The organism is Streptomyces sp. NBC_00385 (genome assembly GCF_035917155.1).
GTDB classification, from domain to species: domain Bacteria; phylum Actinomycetota; class Actinomycetes; order Streptomycetales; family Streptomycetaceae; genus Streptomyces; species Streptomyces poriferorum.
In genome coordinates, this window is record NZ_CP107951.1 from 5,745,748 (window position 1) to 5,760,866 (window position 15,119).

Annotated in this window: 13 protein-coding genes and 1 tRNA gene; 9 read left to right on the forward strand and 5 right to left on the reverse strand. The window is 72.3% G+C overall.

What is annotated here, in order from left to right; all coding sequences use genetic code 11:
- The first annotated feature begins 160 nt into the window (after positions 1 to 160).
- A complete protein-coding gene (locus OG959_RS25725) occupies positions 161 to 775 on the forward strand; it encodes a DUF4291 domain-containing protein (protein WP_326662128.1) in 615 nt (204 codons plus the stop codon).
- On the opposite strand, the gene hemC is transcribed toward OG959_RS25725, so the two are convergent.
- Positions 769 to 1,704 carry a hydroxymethylbilane synthase gene (gene hemC, locus OG959_RS25730; RefSeq protein ID WP_326662130.1) on the reverse strand — a complete coding sequence of 312 codons (936 nt, stop codon included), beginning with the start codon at positions 1,702 to 1,704 and terminating at the stop codon, positions 769 to 771. The genes OG959_RS25725 and hemC overlap by 7 nt on opposite strands.
- Positions 1,705 to 1,811: 107 nt before the next feature.
- Here hemC and OG959_RS25735 point away from each other — a divergent pair, with 107 nt between their 5' ends.
- A complete protein-coding gene (locus OG959_RS25735) occupies positions 1,812 to 2,294 on the forward strand; it encodes a nuclear transport factor 2 family protein (protein WP_326662132.1) in 483 nt (160 codons plus the stop codon).
- 135 nt (positions 2,295 to 2,429) lie between these two features.
- Positions 2,430 to 3,185, forward strand: coding sequence for a hypothetical protein (locus OG959_RS25740; protein WP_326662134.1), 756 nt, complete (start codon positions 2,430 to 2,432; stop codon positions 3,183 to 3,185).
- 9 nt (positions 3,186 to 3,194) lie between these two features.
- On the opposite strand, the gene OG959_RS25745 is transcribed toward OG959_RS25740, so the two are convergent.
- A complete protein-coding gene (locus tag OG959_RS25745; RefSeq protein WP_326666604.1) occupies positions 3,195 to 3,614 on the reverse strand; it encodes a GNAT family N-acetyltransferase in 420 nt (139 codons plus the stop codon).
- A gap of 160 nt (positions 3,615 to 3,774) precedes the next feature.
- Between OG959_RS25745 and OG959_RS25750 the strand changes: the two genes are divergently transcribed.
- From OG959_RS25750 to OG959_RS25765, 4 genes are all read left to right on the forward strand, one after another.
- Positions 3,775 to 6,435, forward strand: coding sequence for an alpha/beta fold hydrolase (locus tag OG959_RS25750; RefSeq protein WP_326662136.1), 2,661 nt, complete (start codon positions 3,775 to 3,777; stop codon positions 6,433 to 6,435).
- A complete protein-coding gene (locus tag OG959_RS25755) occupies positions 6,432 to 7,310 on the forward strand; it encodes an ABC transporter permease (protein WP_326662138.1) in 879 nt (292 codons plus the stop codon). Before OG959_RS25750 ends, OG959_RS25755 begins: the two co-directional genes overlap by 4 nt.
- Positions 7,311 to 7,443: 133 nt before the next feature.
- Entirely contained in the window at positions 7,444 to 9,045 is a 1,602-nt protein-coding gene (locus OG959_RS25760) for a vWA domain-containing protein (protein WP_326662141.1), read from the forward strand.
- Between the two features lie 86 nt (positions 9,046 to 9,131).
- Complete coding sequence (locus OG959_RS25765) at positions 9,132 to 9,581, forward strand: anthrone oxygenase family protein (RefSeq protein WP_326662143.1); 450 nt, start codon at positions 9,132 to 9,134, stop codon at positions 9,579 to 9,581.
- A gap of 18 nt (positions 9,582 to 9,599) precedes the next feature.
- Here the strand turns inward: OG959_RS25765 and OG959_RS25770 are convergent, their stop codons facing one another.
- The 3 genes from OG959_RS25770 to OG959_RS25780 all read right to left on the reverse strand — a co-directional run bounded on the left by OG959_RS25770 (position 9,600) and on the right by OG959_RS25780 (position 11,110).
- Positions 9,600 to 9,914: an L-rhamnose mutarotase gene (locus OG959_RS25770; RefSeq protein WP_326662145.1), complete on the reverse strand. Its 315-nt coding sequence runs from the start codon at positions 9,912 to 9,914 to the stop codon at positions 9,600 to 9,602.
- A gap of 219 nt (positions 9,915 to 10,133) precedes the next feature.
- Complete coding sequence (locus OG959_RS25775) at positions 10,134 to 10,823, reverse strand: SDR family NAD(P)-dependent oxidoreductase (RefSeq protein WP_326662147.1); 690 nt, start codon at positions 10,821 to 10,823, stop codon at positions 10,134 to 10,136.
- Between the two features lie 214 nt (positions 10,824 to 11,037).
- Positions 11,038 to 11,110: transfer RNA gene (locus OG959_RS25780), tRNA-Arg, on the reverse strand.
- A 314-nt stretch (positions 11,111 to 11,424) separates the two neighbouring features.
- Between OG959_RS25780 and OG959_RS25785 the strand changes: the two genes are divergently transcribed.
- Both OG959_RS25785 and OG959_RS25790 read left to right on the forward strand, forming a co-directional pair.
- The gene (locus tag OG959_RS25785; protein ID WP_326666605.1) at positions 11,425 to 13,077 is read left to right on the forward strand and encodes a dynamin family protein; all 1,653 of its coding nucleotides are present in this window, start codon (positions 11,425 to 11,427) and stop codon (positions 13,075 to 13,077) included.
- A complete protein-coding gene (locus tag OG959_RS25790; RefSeq protein ID WP_326662148.1) occupies positions 13,074 to 15,083 on the forward strand; it encodes a GTPase in 2,010 nt (669 codons plus the stop codon). Before OG959_RS25785 ends, OG959_RS25790 begins: the two co-directional genes overlap by 4 nt.
- Positions 15,084 to 15,119: the final 36 nt, after the last annotated feature.

Below are 15,119 nucleotides of genomic sequence, written 5' to 3' on the forward strand. Positions count from 1 at the left end.
GGGGCCCTCGCGGCTCCCGCTCTCGATACGTAAAGACTGGCCGCCGGACCCCGGTCCCCGGCAGAGCCGGGTGTACCGATCTCCGTATGACGAATGTCAGTACCGGAGCAGGGACGAAACGCGGTCGCCGAAGGGCCACGGCGGATGCTGGGATAAGGACATGACCGCACCCGCCCCGCCACAGCACGAGATCCGCGCGCTGCACACCGACACGACCGTCACCGTCTACCAGGCGTACACCCCGGCCCTCGGCCTCCCCGCCGCCCGCGACGGCCGCTTCCCGCCCGCCTGGAAGCGTGACCGGATGACATGGATCAAGCCGAGCTTCCTGTGGATGATGTACCGCTGCGGCTGGGCGGCGAAGGAGGGCCAGGAGACGGTCCTGGCCGTCGAGATCACCCGCGAGGGCTTCGACTGGGCGCTCGCCAACGCTGAACTGTCGCACTACGAAAGGGGCGTGCACCCGGACCTCGCCACCTGGCAGCGCAGCCTCCGCCAGGCCCCGGCCCGCGTCCAGTGGGACCCCGAGCGCGACCTGCACCTGAACCGGCTCGCGTACCGCTCCCTCCAGCTCGGACTCGCGGGAGAGGCGGCGCGGCGGTACGCGGACGCGTGGACGGTGGCGATCCGCGATGTCACCCCGCTCGCCCGGGAGATCCACGAACTGGTGAGGGCGGGCCAGGCGGATGAGGCGGCCCGGCTGCTGCCGGAGGAGCGGCCCTACCCCGGAGGCGGCCCCGGGGACGGGATGAATAGGCTCCGGCTCACTCAGTGAGCGATGCCGTCGATCAGTTCGCGCGCCCCCTGACGCAGGAGGGCCACGGCCACGGAGGTGCCGAGGGTGGCGGGGTCGAGACGGCCGGCCCACTCGTGGGCGTTGAGGACCGTCTTGCCGTCGGGGGTGAAGACCTTGGCCCGCAGCGAGAGTTCGCCGTTGCCCTCCACCTGCGCGTAGCCGGCGATCGGCGAGTTGCAGTGGCCCTGCAGGACGTGGAGGAACATCCGCTCGGCGGTGGTCTCGCGGTGGGTGGCGGGGTCGCCGAGGGCGCTCACCAGGTCGATGAGTTCGGCGTCGCCCTCGCGGCACTGGAGGGCCAGCACCCCTGCTCCGATCGGCGGGCACATGACCTCCGGCGACAGAACCTCGGTGATCACGTCGGTACGGGCGATGCGCTCCAGGCCGGACACCGCCAGGAGCAGCGCGTCGGCCTCTCCGGCGGCCAGCTTCTCCATGCGGCGGTTCGCGTTCCCGCGCATCGGTACGCAGTCCAGATGCGGGTGCGACGCGGCCAGTTGGGCGGAGCGCCGCACGGAGGACGTGCCGATCCGGGTGCCGGGCGGGAGTTGGTCCAGGCGGACTCCGGCCGGGTGGACCAGGGCGTCCCGGATGTCGTCGCGCTTGAGGAACGCCGCGAAGGTGGTCCCGGCGGGCAGGGGCCGGTCGGCGGGGATGTCCTTGACGCAGTGCACCGCGAGGTCGGCGTCACCGGCGAGCAGCGCCTGGTCGACCTCCTTGGTGAACGCGCCCTTGCCCTCGACGGCGCTCAGGTCGCCCATCCACTTGTCGCCGGTCGTCTTCACCGGGACGACCTCGGTGCGGGTGCCGGGGTGAAGCGCGGCCAGTTCGGCGCGCACCCGCTCCACCTGAGCGAGGGCCATGGGCGAGTCACGGGACACGATGCGGATCAGATCAGGGGCCGACATGGCATCGATGATAGGCCGTCAGGTGTGGCGGTACGTCCCGCCGCTCCCTGGTCGTCCGGATGAGAAGCCTTGACCTCAACCGCAATTGAGGGGCCAAGGTCGTCGGCATGGACAGCCAGACACTGCGTACCGAGATCCGGACCCTGACCGACCGGGCCGAGATCACCGATCTGTTCGACCGCTATCTGCGGTCCCTGGACGACCGTGCGTTCGACGAGGAGTGGGCTGCCTCGTTCTTCACCGAGCAGGCCGGTACCGCGACACCCGCGGGGCACGTACGAGGGCGCCGTGCCGTCCTGGAGAACGTGCGCACGGCCATGCGCCTCTTCGACGGCACCGTGCACTTCGGTTCGAACTACGTCATCGAGGTGGCCGGCGACCGTGCCACTCTGCGCGGCAACCAGCTCAGCACCCATGTGCTCGCCGGCGACGGGGGTCTGTTCCTTTCCGGGGGCCGTACGGACAACGAGCTGGTGCGAACCGCCGACGGCTGGCGACTGCACCGCGCCGACCTGCACATCACGTGGACCCAGGGCAATCCGCCGGTGCTGCCGGCCGAACTCGGGGGCCGAGCCGGCAGCGCACTGTGAGTTGACCGGATCTGGCGCCACCGTGCGCACACCGGAGGCTCCCGGGCGGGCGCCGCCGAACGGCCCCGGGCGGGCGACTGGTGGTGAATCATGGTGCGGAGCAGCAGGTGGCACGGCCGACCGAGGGGGAGCGGGATGATTTCCGAGCCGGAGATGGCGGGGGAGTTCGCAGCTTCCGCCGAACGCGAAGTGCTGGCCGGTGCGGGCATGCGGCCAGCGGTCGACCGCCCGCCGCGCGTTCCTGGGCCCCGGGGCAGGTGGCTGTGGGCGCTCGGCGGGGCCGTGGTGGCGTCGGCCGTGTGGGGGGCGGTGCTGTTCACGGACGGATCGCGTGACGGGGCGCCCGACCTGCACGGGTACCGGCTGGGCCAGGACCCCTGTGCGGACGTGCGGCTGAAGTCGATCGGGGCGGCGATCTCGCCGAGAGAGCCGGCGGACCGGTTCGAAGCGGAGATGCTGCGGCACGCCGCCCTCGACCGGGCCCAGTGCTCCATCCCGCTCCGGTCCGAGAGCGGACAGAAGCGGTCGGACAAGGCCTGGACCGTCGGCTACACCGTCAGGGTCGAGATCGCCCTGCACAAGCAGACCGACCCGGCCGCCGAGTTCGAGGCCGAGCGGAACGAGACCGATCTCGGCGTCGAGCCCGGCACCGAGGTGGAGGCGGTTCCGGAGCTCGGCGACAAGGCGTACCTGCTCTCCCTGGAGAGCGGGGAGCTGGAGCTTCGGGTGCTGGAGGGCGGGGCCGTTCTCTCGCTGCGCCTGGGGTCCTACACCGCGTTCGAAGGTGGCGGGATGCCACCCGACGACGCGGTGGAACTGCCGGACCTGACCCCCCACAAGGCCGCCATGATCAGCGACATGCGCGACCTCATGACCGACCTGAAGGGCTGAAGCCCCCGCTCACTCCGCCGCCCCGAACCTCCACGTCAGCATCGCGAAGCGCCCGTCCTGCGCCGCCCCCGCCGAGCGGTACGTCGCCTGCGCGGCCTCGTTGTCGAGGTCCACGCCGACCCACATGTCGTAGCAGCCCCGGTCCTCGGCCACCGCCGCCAGCGCCCGCGTCAGTGCGCGGCCGATGCCGCGCCGGCGGTAGGGCGCGTCGACGCAGAGTTCGTACAGGCACATCTCCGCGCCCTTGTCCGGGTGCAGCATCTCGATGCCGGACACGAAGCCCGCCGGGACGCCGGCCACGTACGCGATCACCATCAGATGGCCGTCCGCGGCGAGAAAGCGGGCCGCCCACTCCGTGCGGGCCGGGCCGTCGTAGAGGTGCTGGGCCGCTTCGAGTTCGGCGACGGTCGTGGCGCGCCGGATTTCCACCGGGTTGTCCATGGAACGCCTTTCGGAGGTCGGGCCGGGCCGCGCGGCGGGCATACCGCGAGCGGAGTACGCCGGGGGAGCGCCGTACGCCTTGAGGAGGCCGGGCACTTCCGCCTGACGGCAGCGTAGGCGGGGCGGCGGTCCGCTTAGGCTCGACATCATGGAGACCCCTATTGCGCGTACGTCCAGGTGGCGGCGTCTGCTGCCCCGCTCCCGAGGCCGGTGGGCGGCGGGTGTCGCCGCGCTCGTCGTGCTGGCCGGTGCGGGCACCTGGACCGCCGTGGCCGACGACAGCGCGCCGGCCGTCCACCGGCAGGACCGGATGATGCGCGTCGACGGGGTGTCCGTCGACACCTCGTACTTCACCACCGGCGGCACACAGCGCCGGCCCGCCGTGCTCATCGGCCACGGATTCGGCGGCAGCAAGGCCGATACGCGGGCGCAGGCCGAACAGCTGGCCGCCGACGGGTACGCCGTCATGACGTGGTCCGCGCGCGGCTTCGGGAAGTCCGGGGGCAGGATCTCGCTCAACGCGCCCGACCGCGAGGTCAAGGACGTCTCCCGGCTGATCGACTGGCTCGCCGCCCGCCCCGAGGTACAGCTCGACGCCAAGGGCGACCCCCGCGTCGGCATCACCGGCGCCTCCTACGGCGGCGCCGTCTCGCTCCTCGCCGCCGGGTACGACAAGCGCGTCGACGCCATCGCCCCGGAGATCACGTACTGGAACCTCGCGGACGCGCTCTTCCCCGACGGGGTGTTCAAGAAGCTCTGGGCCGGCATCTTCGTCACCACCGGCGGGGGCTGCGGGAACTTCGAGAAGCAGCTCTGCGACATGTACGAGCGGGTCGCCGTCAGCGGCAAGCCGGACGCCGCCGCGCGCGCCCTGCTCACCGAACGGTCCCCGAGCGCCGTCGCCGACCGCATCAAGGTGCCCGCGCTCATCGTGCAGGGGCAGACCGACTCCCTCTTCCCGCTCGGCCAGGCCGACGCCATGGCCCGGGCCATCGAGGCCAACGGCGCACCCGTCTCCGTCGACTGGATCGCCGGCGGGCACGACGGCGGCGACATGGAGACCGGCCGGGTGCAGAAGCGTGTCGGCGACTGGTTCGACCGCTACCTGAAGGAGGACGAGGGCGCCGCCACCGGCCCCGCCTTCCGCGTCACCCGTACCGGAGGCATCGACTCCACCGACGGGGCCGCCCTCACCCGCGGCGCGAGCGGCGACACCTACCCAGGGCTGCGCAGCGGCGCCGAGAGCGTCGAGCTGCGCGGGGGCACACAGAAGTTCAGCAATCCCGCCGGAGCCAACCCGCCCGCCATCTCCGCCGTCCCCGGCGTCGGCGGCGGCCTCGCCCAGCTGTCCACGCTCGGCGTCGGGCTCTCCATCGACTTCCCCGGGCAGTACGCCCGCTTCGACTCCGCCCCCCTCACCACCTCGCGCCGCATCACCGGCTCACCGACCGTCCGCGTGAACGTGAAGGCGGGAGCGGGCGACGCCGTGCTGTTCGGCAAGGTGTACGACGTGTCGCCGGACGGGAAGCAGCAGGTGCTGCCCTCCCAGCTCGTCGCCCCCTACCGGATCACCCCCGCGCAACAGGGCAAGCCCATCGAGCTGACGCTGCCCGCCGTCGACCACGAAATCGACTCGGGACACCGCCTTCGCCTCGTGCTGGCCGCCACCGACCTCGGCTACGCGTCCCCGGCCGCGCCGACCACGTACACCGTCTCCCTCGACGGCCCGCTCACCCTGCCCACCGCACCCGGCCTGACGACCGCCGCGGCCGCCCTGCCCTGGTGGACCTGGGGCCTCCCGGCCGCCGCCGTCGTGATCGCGGCGGTCCTGCTGCTCTCCACCCGCCGCCGTACCGCCACCCCCGCCCCGGACCCCGCACTCACCGACGTACCGCTGCAGATCACCGGCCTGTCGAAGAAGTACGCCAAGTCCGCCGACCGGTACGCCGTCAGGGAACTGTCGTTCCGCGTCGAGAAGGGGCAGGTGCTCGGGCTCCTCGGGCCGAACGGTGCGGGCAAGACCACGACGCTGCGCATGCTCATGGGGCTCATCACGCCCGACGACGGCGAGATCCGCGTCTTCGGACGGGCCATCCGGCCCGGCGCTCCCGTGCTGTCCCGCGTCGGGTCGTTCGTCGAAGGCGCCGGCTTCCTGCCGCACCTGTCGGGCCGCGCCAACCTGGAGCTGTACTGGCAGGCCACCGGACGCCCCGCCGGGGACTCGCACATCGAGGAGGCCCTGGAGATCGCCGGGCTCGGCGACGCGCTGGCCAGGGCCGTCCGCACGTACTCGCAGGGCATGCGGCAACGCCTCGCCATCGCCCAGGCCATGCTGGGGATGCCGGACCTCCTCATCCTCGACGAGCCGACCAACGGGCTCGACCCGCCCCAGATCCGCGAGATGCGCGACGTGATGATCCGGTACGCGGCCGGTGGCCGCACCGTCATCGTCTCCAGCCACCTCCTGTCCGAGGTCGAGCAGTCCTGCACCCATCTGGTGGTCATGGACCGCGGCCGGCTCGTCCAGGCCGGACCCGTCGCCGAGATCACCGGCTCCGGCGACATGGTGCTGGTCACCTCCGCCGAGGAGATCACCGAACCGCTCGTCGAGAAGATCGCCGCACTCGCGGGCATCGGCTCCGCCGTCCGCACCGACGACGCGCACGGGCTGCTCGTCCGGCTCGACGGCGCCACCTCGCCGCAGCTCGTCACCGAACTGGTGCGCCTGGACTTGCCGTTGACCGGTGTCGGGCCGCACCGCCGCCTGGAGGACGCGTTCCTCACCCTGATCTCCGGAGGCTCCGCATGAGTACCGCAGCCGAAGTCGCCGAGGCCCCCGAGGCGCCCGGATACCGCGCCCGGCGCACCCTTCCCCTGCGCGTGGAGGCCGTACGCCAGCTGCGCAGGCGGCGCACCCTGCTGATGGGCGGGGTGCTGGGCGCGCTGCCGTTCATCCTGATCGTCGCGTTCGCCATCGGCGGCACCCCGGACGGCGGCCCCGGGGGCGGCGAACGGGTCACCCTGATGGACACCGCGACCGCTTCTGCGGCGAACTTCGCGGCGACGTGCCTGTTCGTCTCGGCCGGCTTCCTGCTCGTGGTCCCGGTCGCCCTGTTCTGCGGCGACACCGTGGCCTCCGAGGCCAGTTGGTCCTCGCTGCGCTACCTGCTGGCGGCACCCGTGCCCCGGGCCCGGCTGCTGTGGAGCAAGCTCGTCGTGGCGCTCGGCTTCAGCCTCGCCGCGATGGTGCTGCTGCCGCTGGTCGCGCTGGCGGCCGGGGCCGCCGCGTACGGCTGGGGGCCGCTCGAACTGCCCACCGGCGGTGCGCTCGCGACCGGGGACACGGTGCCCAGGATCGCGCTCGTCGTCGCCTTCATCTTCGTGTCCCAACTCGTCACCGCCGGGCTGGCGTTCTGGCTGTCGACCAAGACGGACGCCCCGCTCGGCGCGGTCGGCGGCGCGGTCGGACTGACCATCGTCGGCAATGTGCTGGACGCGGTCACCGCGCTCGGCTCCTGGCGCGACTTCCTGCCCGCCCACTGGCAGTTCGCGTGGGCCGACGCACTCCAGCCCGATCTGGAGTGGGCCGGCATGGCGAAGGGCGCGGCGATCTCGGTGACATATGCCCTGATCCTGTTCGCCTTCGCCTTCCGGGGGTTCAGTCGTAAGGACATCGTGTCCTGACCTTGACATTCCGCCGGATCACCGTCCGTCGTTGCCGCATCGAGATCGTTCCGCAACGTCTTCGACGGCTCCGGCGCCCCCGTCGGCACGTCACATTCACAAGTGGTGACACGACGACACTGGGGGCCGAACGATGGGACGCAGGACACGGATGTACCGAGGAACGGCAGGGCTGTTCCTCGCAGGGGGCGTACTTCTCACCGGCTGCTCGGGCGGCGGGACGAGCGACACGAGTTCCGCCGACAACGGTAAGCGGGCGGTCGGTCGCGCGCCGGCCGCCACCGGCGGGGGGTCCTCGACGGGCGGATCGGCGGCGGACGCGGCGAAGCCGGCGGACGGCGCGGAGAAGTCGGAGGGACTGAGGGAGCCCGCCGCGCCCGACTACCTGTCCACCTTCGCGCTGGACGTGGACACCGCCTCCTACGGCTACGCGCGCCGCACCCTCGCCGACGGCAGGCTGCCGGGCCCGGAGACCGTACGGCCGGAGGAGTTCGTCAACAGCTTCCGCCAGGGCTACCACCGCCCGGACGGGAACGGCTTCACGGTCTCCGTCGACGGGGCACGGGCCGGCGCCGAGGACGGAGACTGGTCGCTGGTACGGGTCGGCCTCGCCACCAAGGCCGCGCCCAGCAGCGCCGAACGCCCGCCCGCCGCCCTCACGTTCGTCGTCGACATCTCCGGCTCGATGGCCTCGTCCGACCGGCTCGGCCTGGTGAAGACCTCGCTCGGCATCCTCACCGACGAGCTGCGCGACGACGACTCGGTCTCCCTGGTCACCTTCAGCGACGAGGCGAAGACCGTCCTGCCGATGACCCGGCTGAAGGACCACCGCGGGGAGATCCACGACGCCGTGGACTCCATGGAGCCCGCCGACTCCACCAATGTGGGGGCAGGTGTCCGGCGCGGTTACGAGGAGGCCGTCGACGGCCACCGCAAGGGCGCCAACAACCGCGTCGTCCTGCTCTCCGACGCGCTGGCCAACACCGGTGACACCGACGCCGACGCGATCCTCGAACGCGTCGACTCGGCCCGCCGCGACTACGGCATCACCCTCTTCGGGGTCGGCGTCGGCAGCGACTACGGCGACGCCCTGATGGAACGCCTCACCAACAAGGGCGACGGCCACACCACGTACATCGCCGACGAGGAACAGGCCCGCAAGGTCTTCGTCGACCAGCTGCCCGCCCACATCGAACTGACGGCGCGCGACGCCAAGGCGCAGGTCGCGTTCGACCCGAAGACCGTGGAGAAGTTCAAACTGATCGGCTACGAGGACCGCGAGGTCGCCGACGACGACTTCCGCAACGACCGTGTGGACGGTGGCGAGGTCGGCCCCGGCCACACGGTCACCGCGCTCTACGCCGTACTCCTGCGGGACGGAGCCTCCGGCCATGTCGCCACCGCGACCGTGCGCTGGCTGGACCCCAAGTCCCGGGCGGCGCACGAGGAGACGGGCTCGGTCGAGACCGGCGCGATCGACGGCAAGCTGTGGGGCGGAAGCAGCACCCGGCTGCAAGTGACCGCGGCTGCCGCCTACTTCGCAGACAACCTGCGAGGCGGCGCGCTCCCTGGCGCACCCGGGCTGGGTGAACTCGCCACCAGGGCCGACGAACTGGCGCGGACGACCGAGGACGCCTCGGTGGCGAAGCTGGCCACCGCAATCGCCGAGGCGGACCGCCTCAAGGGCGGCCGTACCGAAACGGGAACGGGTGCGGGCGAGGGCGAGATGGACTGACCGGCGCACTGCGCCGCGGCGGGGATGGTCGTACGGGCTTGCGAATTCGGCCCGTTCGGCCGGTCCGGCCAGGCCATGATGGGCCCATGGCCTCCCTGTTCCTGACTCTCGCCGTGATCACGACCGGCCTCTACGCCGGCTTCATGCTGACCTTCCTCGTCGCGATCATGCCCGGTCTGGCCGCGCTGCCCGACGCGGGCTTCACCGCGGCGATGCGCCGCTTCAACGAGAAGGTCCCCGGGCCCGTCTTCCTGGTCCTCTTCCTCGGCGTGATCGCCTTCCCGGCGGTCGCGGCCTTCACCGAGTACGGAGAGGACGGGTGGCCGCTGGTCGCCGCGGCACTGGTCTGCGCCGTCGTCTCCCATCTGGTGACGATCGCCGGCAACATCCCGCTGAACACGGCACTGGCCGAGTCCGAGGGAGGCGACGACGGCGCGGCCCGTACCGCGTTCGAAGCCCGCTGGAACGCCCTCCACCGCGTCCGTACCGCGCTCTCGCTGGCCGCGTTCGTCCTGCTGGCCGCTGCTGACATCTGACGGGGCGCGGGCACCGCATCAGGCCAGGTGGAAGACCTCGGTGAGCGGCACCATCGCCTCGTCCGCCGCCTCCGACTGCTCGAAGAAGCCCGCCATGTCACGCTGCCACCGCTCGTTCACCTCGGTCGTGGCCATCGCTTCACGGGCCGCGTCGAAGTCCTCCGTCTCCAGATAGCCGACGAGCAGCCCGTCCTCGCGGAGGAAGAGCGAGTAGTTGCGCCAGCCCGCCTCGGAGAGCGCTGCGAGCATGTCCGGCCAGACGGCGGCGTGACGCTCGCGGTAGGCGGCGATGCGGTCCTTGCGGACGTTCAGCAGAAAGCAGACGCGCTGCATGATCGGGACTCCCGGGCGAGGGGCGCGCCGGCGCTGGGCCGCAGGGCGCACGGTCTGAAAGGTTTCAATCGAGCTCGTCGAAAGTTAGACGGGCGACGGGCGCCGGGTCAATGGCGCAGCAGTCCCGGCGCCCTGTAGTCCCGTCGTCCCGGCGTGCAGTCGTCCCGTCGTCCCGCCGTCTCGCAGTCCTGCCAGCGCGACGGCCGCGGTTCGCGGCGTCTACCAGGGCAGCGGACCCGCCGCGTCGAAGTAGCCGCCGGTCGGGCCGTCCGGCCCCGGCTGGGCCATTCGCACGATGATCTCGGCACCCTGCTCGACGGTCTGCGCACCCTCGTGCCGGTTCAGGTCCGTCGCGGTGTAGCCGGGCTCCACGGCGTTGATCCGCATGCGCGGGAACGCCTTGGCGAACTGCGCGGTGAGCATGTTGACCGTGGTCTTGGAGGCGGGGTAGGCGGCACCCGGGTAGCCCTTTCCGGCCTGGGACAGCGAGGCGAGGCTGCTGCTGACGTTGACCACGACGGGGGCGGCGGAACGTTCCAGCAGGGGCAGGAAGGCGTGGGTCACCCGGACCAGGCCGAAGACGTTGGTCTCGAAGACCTCTCGCATCACGTCGGCGGTCAGCTCCGCGGCTCCGATGATGCCGCCCTCCGGCGACCGCACCTCGATTCCGGCGTTGTTGATCAGGACGTCCAGGCCGCCGTCGGACTCGATGGTGGCCGCGGCGGCGGCGACCGACGCGTCGTCGGTGACGTCGAGTTGGACGAACCGCGCACCGAGCGCGGCCGCGGCCGCCGAGCCCCGCTCGATGTTGCGCGCTCCCACGTAGACGGTGTGGCCCGCGGCGGTGAGGCGGCGGGCGGTCTCGTGGCCGAGGCCCTTGTTGGCCCCGGTGATCAAGGTTGTCGTCATGGGGCACAGCGTCTCCCCGGGGCGATGCGGCCCGCCAGCGGTTTACGCCGTCGCCCGCGAGACCGCCGGACTTTCGGGCCGCCGGATTGCCGGGCCGCGCGACCGGAGGGTCGCGGCCCGGCGTTTACGCGCTCGCTACACAGCCCTCGCTACCGTGCTGTGACCTGCTGGAAAGGCCCTCCCGAGGGAGGGCCTGTCATGGGCTGGGCTGATGCGCCCCCGGCAGGACTCGAACCTGCGGCCAAGCGCTTAGAAGGCGCCTGCTCTATCCACTGAGCTACGGGGGCCGGGTGGCCTCGGTGGCCTGAAGCCCTGGACCCGGGCGGTCCGTGACCTTGCCGGGACAAGGATAGGGCTCCGATTGACTCGGCCCGGTTGCTTCACCTGCGTGGCACGATGTGGAGGTTCAGTGAAGCGAGACGATAATCGCAGGTGGGTGCGATTCATGCATCGCTTTTGACGCCTGACGCCCCGGGTGTTGTGCACTCGTTATGCCTGCGCCCCACTCGTCCCCTCTGTCCGGACGGAGGAACCGGCGCGCAGAGGTGTCTATACGCTTCAAAAAGGCGCCAAAATTGGGCATTCTTCGCATGTGGTGACCTTGGACGTACGGCCTCAGCTCATCGACGCACTTTCCGCCCTGCGCGACCGTGTCGCTGCCGTGCGTCTTCCACTCCCGCTCCCAGGAGCTCCACGCGCCCGGCAGACCAGGATCGAACTGCTCGCCCAGCTCGACGACTACCTGCTGCCCAGGCTCAAGGACCCCGAGGCTCCCCTCCTCGCGGTCATCGGCGGATCCACCGGCGCGGGCAAGTCGACGCTCGTCAACTCACTCGTCGGACGCCGCGTCAGCGAAGCCGGAGTGCTGCGGCCGACCACGCGGACGCCGGTTCTCGTCTGCCATCCGGATGATCATCACTGGTTCGCCGACATCCGCGTCCTGCCCCAGCTCACCCGCGTATGGCTGCCGCCCGAGGAGTCCGCCGACCCCGGCCAGTGCGACGACCTCGACGGACCCGACGGGAACGCGGCCGAGGAAGGGACCGCACTGCGCGTCGAGACCGCCGCCGGGCTGCCGCGCGGCCTCGCCCTGCTGGACGCCCCCGACATCGACTCGCTCGTCGTACGCAACCGTGTCCTGGCCGCCGAACTCATCTGCGCGGCGGACGTCTGGGTCATGGTGACCACCGCCTCCCGCTACGCCGACGCCGTGCCGTGGCATCTGCTGCGAACGGCCAAGGAGTACGACGCCTCCCTCGTCACCGTCCTCGACCGGGTACCGCACCAGGTCATCGCCGAGGTCTCACGGCAGTACGGCGCGCTGCTCACCAAGGCCGGACTCGGCGAGGTGCCGCGGTTCACCATCCCGGAACTGCCCGAGTCCGCCGGTGGCGGCAGCGGGCTGCTCCCCACCACGGCCGTCGCCCCGCTGCGCGCCTGGCTCACCCACCGCGCGCAGGACCCGGCGGCCCGTCAGCAGGCGGTCGGGCGGACGGCGGCCGGGGTCATCGACTCCCTCGACGTCCGGATGCCGGCCCTGGCCGGAGCCGTCGCGGCGCAGTACGCGGCCGCCGTACGGCTGACCGGGGTGGTGGAGGAGGCGTACCGCAAGGAGGGCGCACGCGTCCGGAAGCGGCTCCAGAGCGGCGGGGCGCTCGCCGGGGACGCGCGGACCCGGTGGCGCGGCTACCCGCTCTACAGCACTTCGGAGGAAGTGCTCGACGCACTCGTGGAATCGCTCGCCGCGCTCCTGGAGTGCGCGGTGGCCGCCGCCGACGAAACGATCCGCACGACCTGGCGGCGGGAACCCGCGGCCGCCGTCCTCGGCTTCGAGACGACGGGCCGGGAAGCCGGCGGCTGGGGACCGCCCGAGGACATCCGAGGCCGGATCGCCATGACCGTACGGAGGTGGCGCCGGGTCCTGGAGGAACTGGCCGAGGAAGAGGTGCGGCTCATGGAACGCAACACCGCACCCGACACCGAGACCGTCGCCGCCCTCCTCGCCGCCGCCCTCCTCGGCGGACGCCGGGCCCGTACCGCCGGAGAACAACTGGCCGAACGCATCGGCGTCCAGGGCGCCCTGCGGCTGCGCGACAAGGGCGGCGCGCTGCTCACCACCTATCTCGACCAGGTGCTCGGCGGCGAACGCGACCGCCGGCTCGCCCCGCTGGACGCACTCGACGTGGCCCCCGAGCCGCAGGCCGAACTGATCGCCGCGCTGTCCGTACTGCAGAAGGAGAGGTGGCAGCGATGACTGCCGTCACTGACGAAGGTCCGGGACAGAGCCGGGGATCGGTACCCGGGCGTGGATCGGTACCCGGGCGTGGACCGGTACCCGGGCGTGGCCCGGACGGTTCCGGCCCGGACAGTTCCGGAGCGGATGGTTCCGGTCCGGATGGTTCCGGACCCGGCGAGCATTCCGGGCACGACGACGGCAGGCCGCCCGGAGGCTGGGACGACGGACTCATCGCCCGCAGGGCCGCGGCCGTCACCGAGGAGACGGCGCCCGACGAGGCCCCCGCAGCCGTCCCGGAGGACGACGTACGGCCCCAGGTCGAGGCGTACGTGCCCTCCGACAGCCCGCTCAGCTCGCGTCTGGACGCGCTGCGCGAACTCGTCGGCCTCTCCAGGGCCCGGCTGGAGAGGGCCGACCTCGCGGAGGCGGGGCGGGTCCTCGACGAGGCCGCGGCCCGCCGGCGGCTCTCCTCCCGCCACACCGTCGTCGCCATCGCCGGAGCGAGCGGCAGCGGCAAGTCGACCCTCTTCAACTCCCTCGCGGGCGCCCAGATCTCCGAGACCGGACTCCGCAGGCCCACCACCGCCTCGCCCCTCGCCTGCTCCTGGACGGACGGTGCCGCGGGGCTGCTGGACCGGCTCGCGATCCCCGGGCGGCTCAGGCGCAGGCCGCAGCCAGGCAGCGCGGCGGCCGACGAGGCGCTCCAGGGCCTCGTCCTGGTCGACCTGCCCGACCACGACTCGGCGGCGCGCGGACACCGCGACCAGGTGGACCGGGTGCTGGCGCTCGTCGACGCGGTGATCTGGGTGGTGGACCCGGAGAAGTACGCGGACGCCGCCCTCCACGAGCGCTACCTGCGGCCGCTCGCCGGGCACGCGGAGGTCACCTTCGTCGTCCTCAACCAGATCGACCGGCTGCCCGGCGAGGCCGCCGACCAGGTCCTGGACGACCTGCGCCGGCTCCTCGACGAGGACGGCATGGCGCTGGGCGAACACGGCGAACCCGGCGCCACCGTCCTGTCCCTGTCCGCGCTCACCGGCGACGGAGTCGGCGAACTGCGCGAACTGCTGGGCCGGTTCGTCCAGGACCGTACGGCAGCTACGCGCCGGCTCTCCGCGGACGTGGACGCCGCCGCGGACCGACTCCGTCCGGTGTACGTCGCCGAGGGGCGGCCGGGACTGGGGGAGCGGGCCCGGGAGGAGTTCGCCGACCGTCTCGCGGAGGCCGTCGGCGCCGCCGCCGCCGGACAGGCCGCCGAACGCGAGTGGCGCCGCAACGCCGGACGGGCGTGCGGAACGCCGTGGCTGCGGCTGTGGCGCTGGTACGAGTCGGCCCGGCAGCCCGGCGGCCCGGACCGCGGCGCACTCGGCGCCCCGCCCGAGGAACAGCTCACCGCACGCCAACGCGTCGAACAGGCCGTGCGCACGGTGGCCGACGACGCGGCCGACGGACTGCCCGGGCCGTGGGCGCAGGCAGTGCGCGAGGCCGCCGTGCACGGGGCGCGGGGGCTGCCGGAGGCACTCGACGAACTGGCAGGGCGGGCAGCGGGGACGGAGGGCCGGGGCGCGGACGGCGGCGGTACGACCGCGGGGGCGACCGGTGTGGCGACGGATGCCCGAGGAGGTTCTGCCCAGGCTCAGCCGGGGCGTGGCACGAAGCCCCCGCGGCCGGCCTGGTGGCCCGCGGCCGTCCTGGCCCAGGTGGTGATGACGCTGCTGCAGATCTTCGGCGGTCTGTGGCTGGCCGGCCAGATCATCGGCGTCCTGCAGCCGGGGCTGCTGACGCCCGCTCTGGTGATGCTGGCGGGCATCATCGGCGGTCCGTTGGTGGAGTGGTCGTGCGCGGCGGCTGCCCGGGGGCCCGCGCGTCGGTACGGCCAGGAGGCCGAACGAAGGCTGCGCGAAGCAGCGGCGGCCTGCGGGCGGGCGCGGGTGCTCGATCCCGTGTCGGCGGAACTGGTGCGCTATCGGGAGGTCCGCGAGCGCTTCGTGGCGGTGACGGAGTTTTCCACAATGGGCCGTTAGTCCACAGGCTTCAGCGGGAATTTCGCCTCCCCTTCA

What these genes read in the sequence shown, in the direction of transcription:
- OG959_RS25725 (WP_326662128.1), top strand. Translation starts at nt 161, where the DNA reads ATGACCGCACCCGCCCCGCCACAGCACGAGATCCGCGCGCTGCACACC.
- hemC (WP_326662130.1), bottom strand. Translation starts at nt 1,704, where the DNA reads ATGTCGGCCCCTGATCTGATCCGCATCGTGTCCCGTGACTCGCCCATG.
- OG959_RS25735 (WP_326662132.1), top strand. Translation starts at nt 1,812, where the DNA reads ATGGACAGCCAGACACTGCGTACCGAGATCCGGACCCTGACCGACCGG.
- OG959_RS25740 (WP_326662134.1), top strand. Translation starts at nt 2,430, where the DNA reads ATGATTTCCGAGCCGGAGATGGCGGGGGAGTTCGCAGCTTCCGCCGAA.
- OG959_RS25750 (WP_326662136.1), top strand. Translation starts at nt 3,775, where the DNA reads ATGGAGACCCCTATTGCGCGTACGTCCAGGTGGCGGCGTCTGCTGCCC.
- OG959_RS25755 (WP_326662138.1), top strand. Translation starts at nt 6,432, where the DNA reads ATGAGTACCGCAGCCGAAGTCGCCGAGGCCCCCGAGGCGCCCGGATAC.
- OG959_RS25760 (WP_326662141.1), top strand. Translation starts at nt 7,444, where the DNA reads ATGGGACGCAGGACACGGATGTACCGAGGAACGGCAGGGCTGTTCCTC.
- OG959_RS25765 (WP_326662143.1), top strand. Translation starts at nt 9,132, where the DNA reads ATGGCCTCCCTGTTCCTGACTCTCGCCGTGATCACGACCGGCCTCTAC.
- OG959_RS25770 (WP_326662145.1), bottom strand. Translation starts at nt 9,914, where the DNA reads ATGCAGCGCGTCTGCTTTCTGCTGAACGTCCGCAAGGACCGCATCGCC.
- OG959_RS25775 (WP_326662147.1), bottom strand. Translation starts at nt 10,823, where the DNA reads ATGACGACAACCTTGATCACCGGGGCCAACAAGGGCCTCGGCCACGAG.
- OG959_RS25790 (WP_326662148.1), top strand. Translation starts at nt 13,074, where the DNA reads ATGACTGCCGTCACTGACGAAGGTCCGGGACAGAGCCGGGGATCGGTA.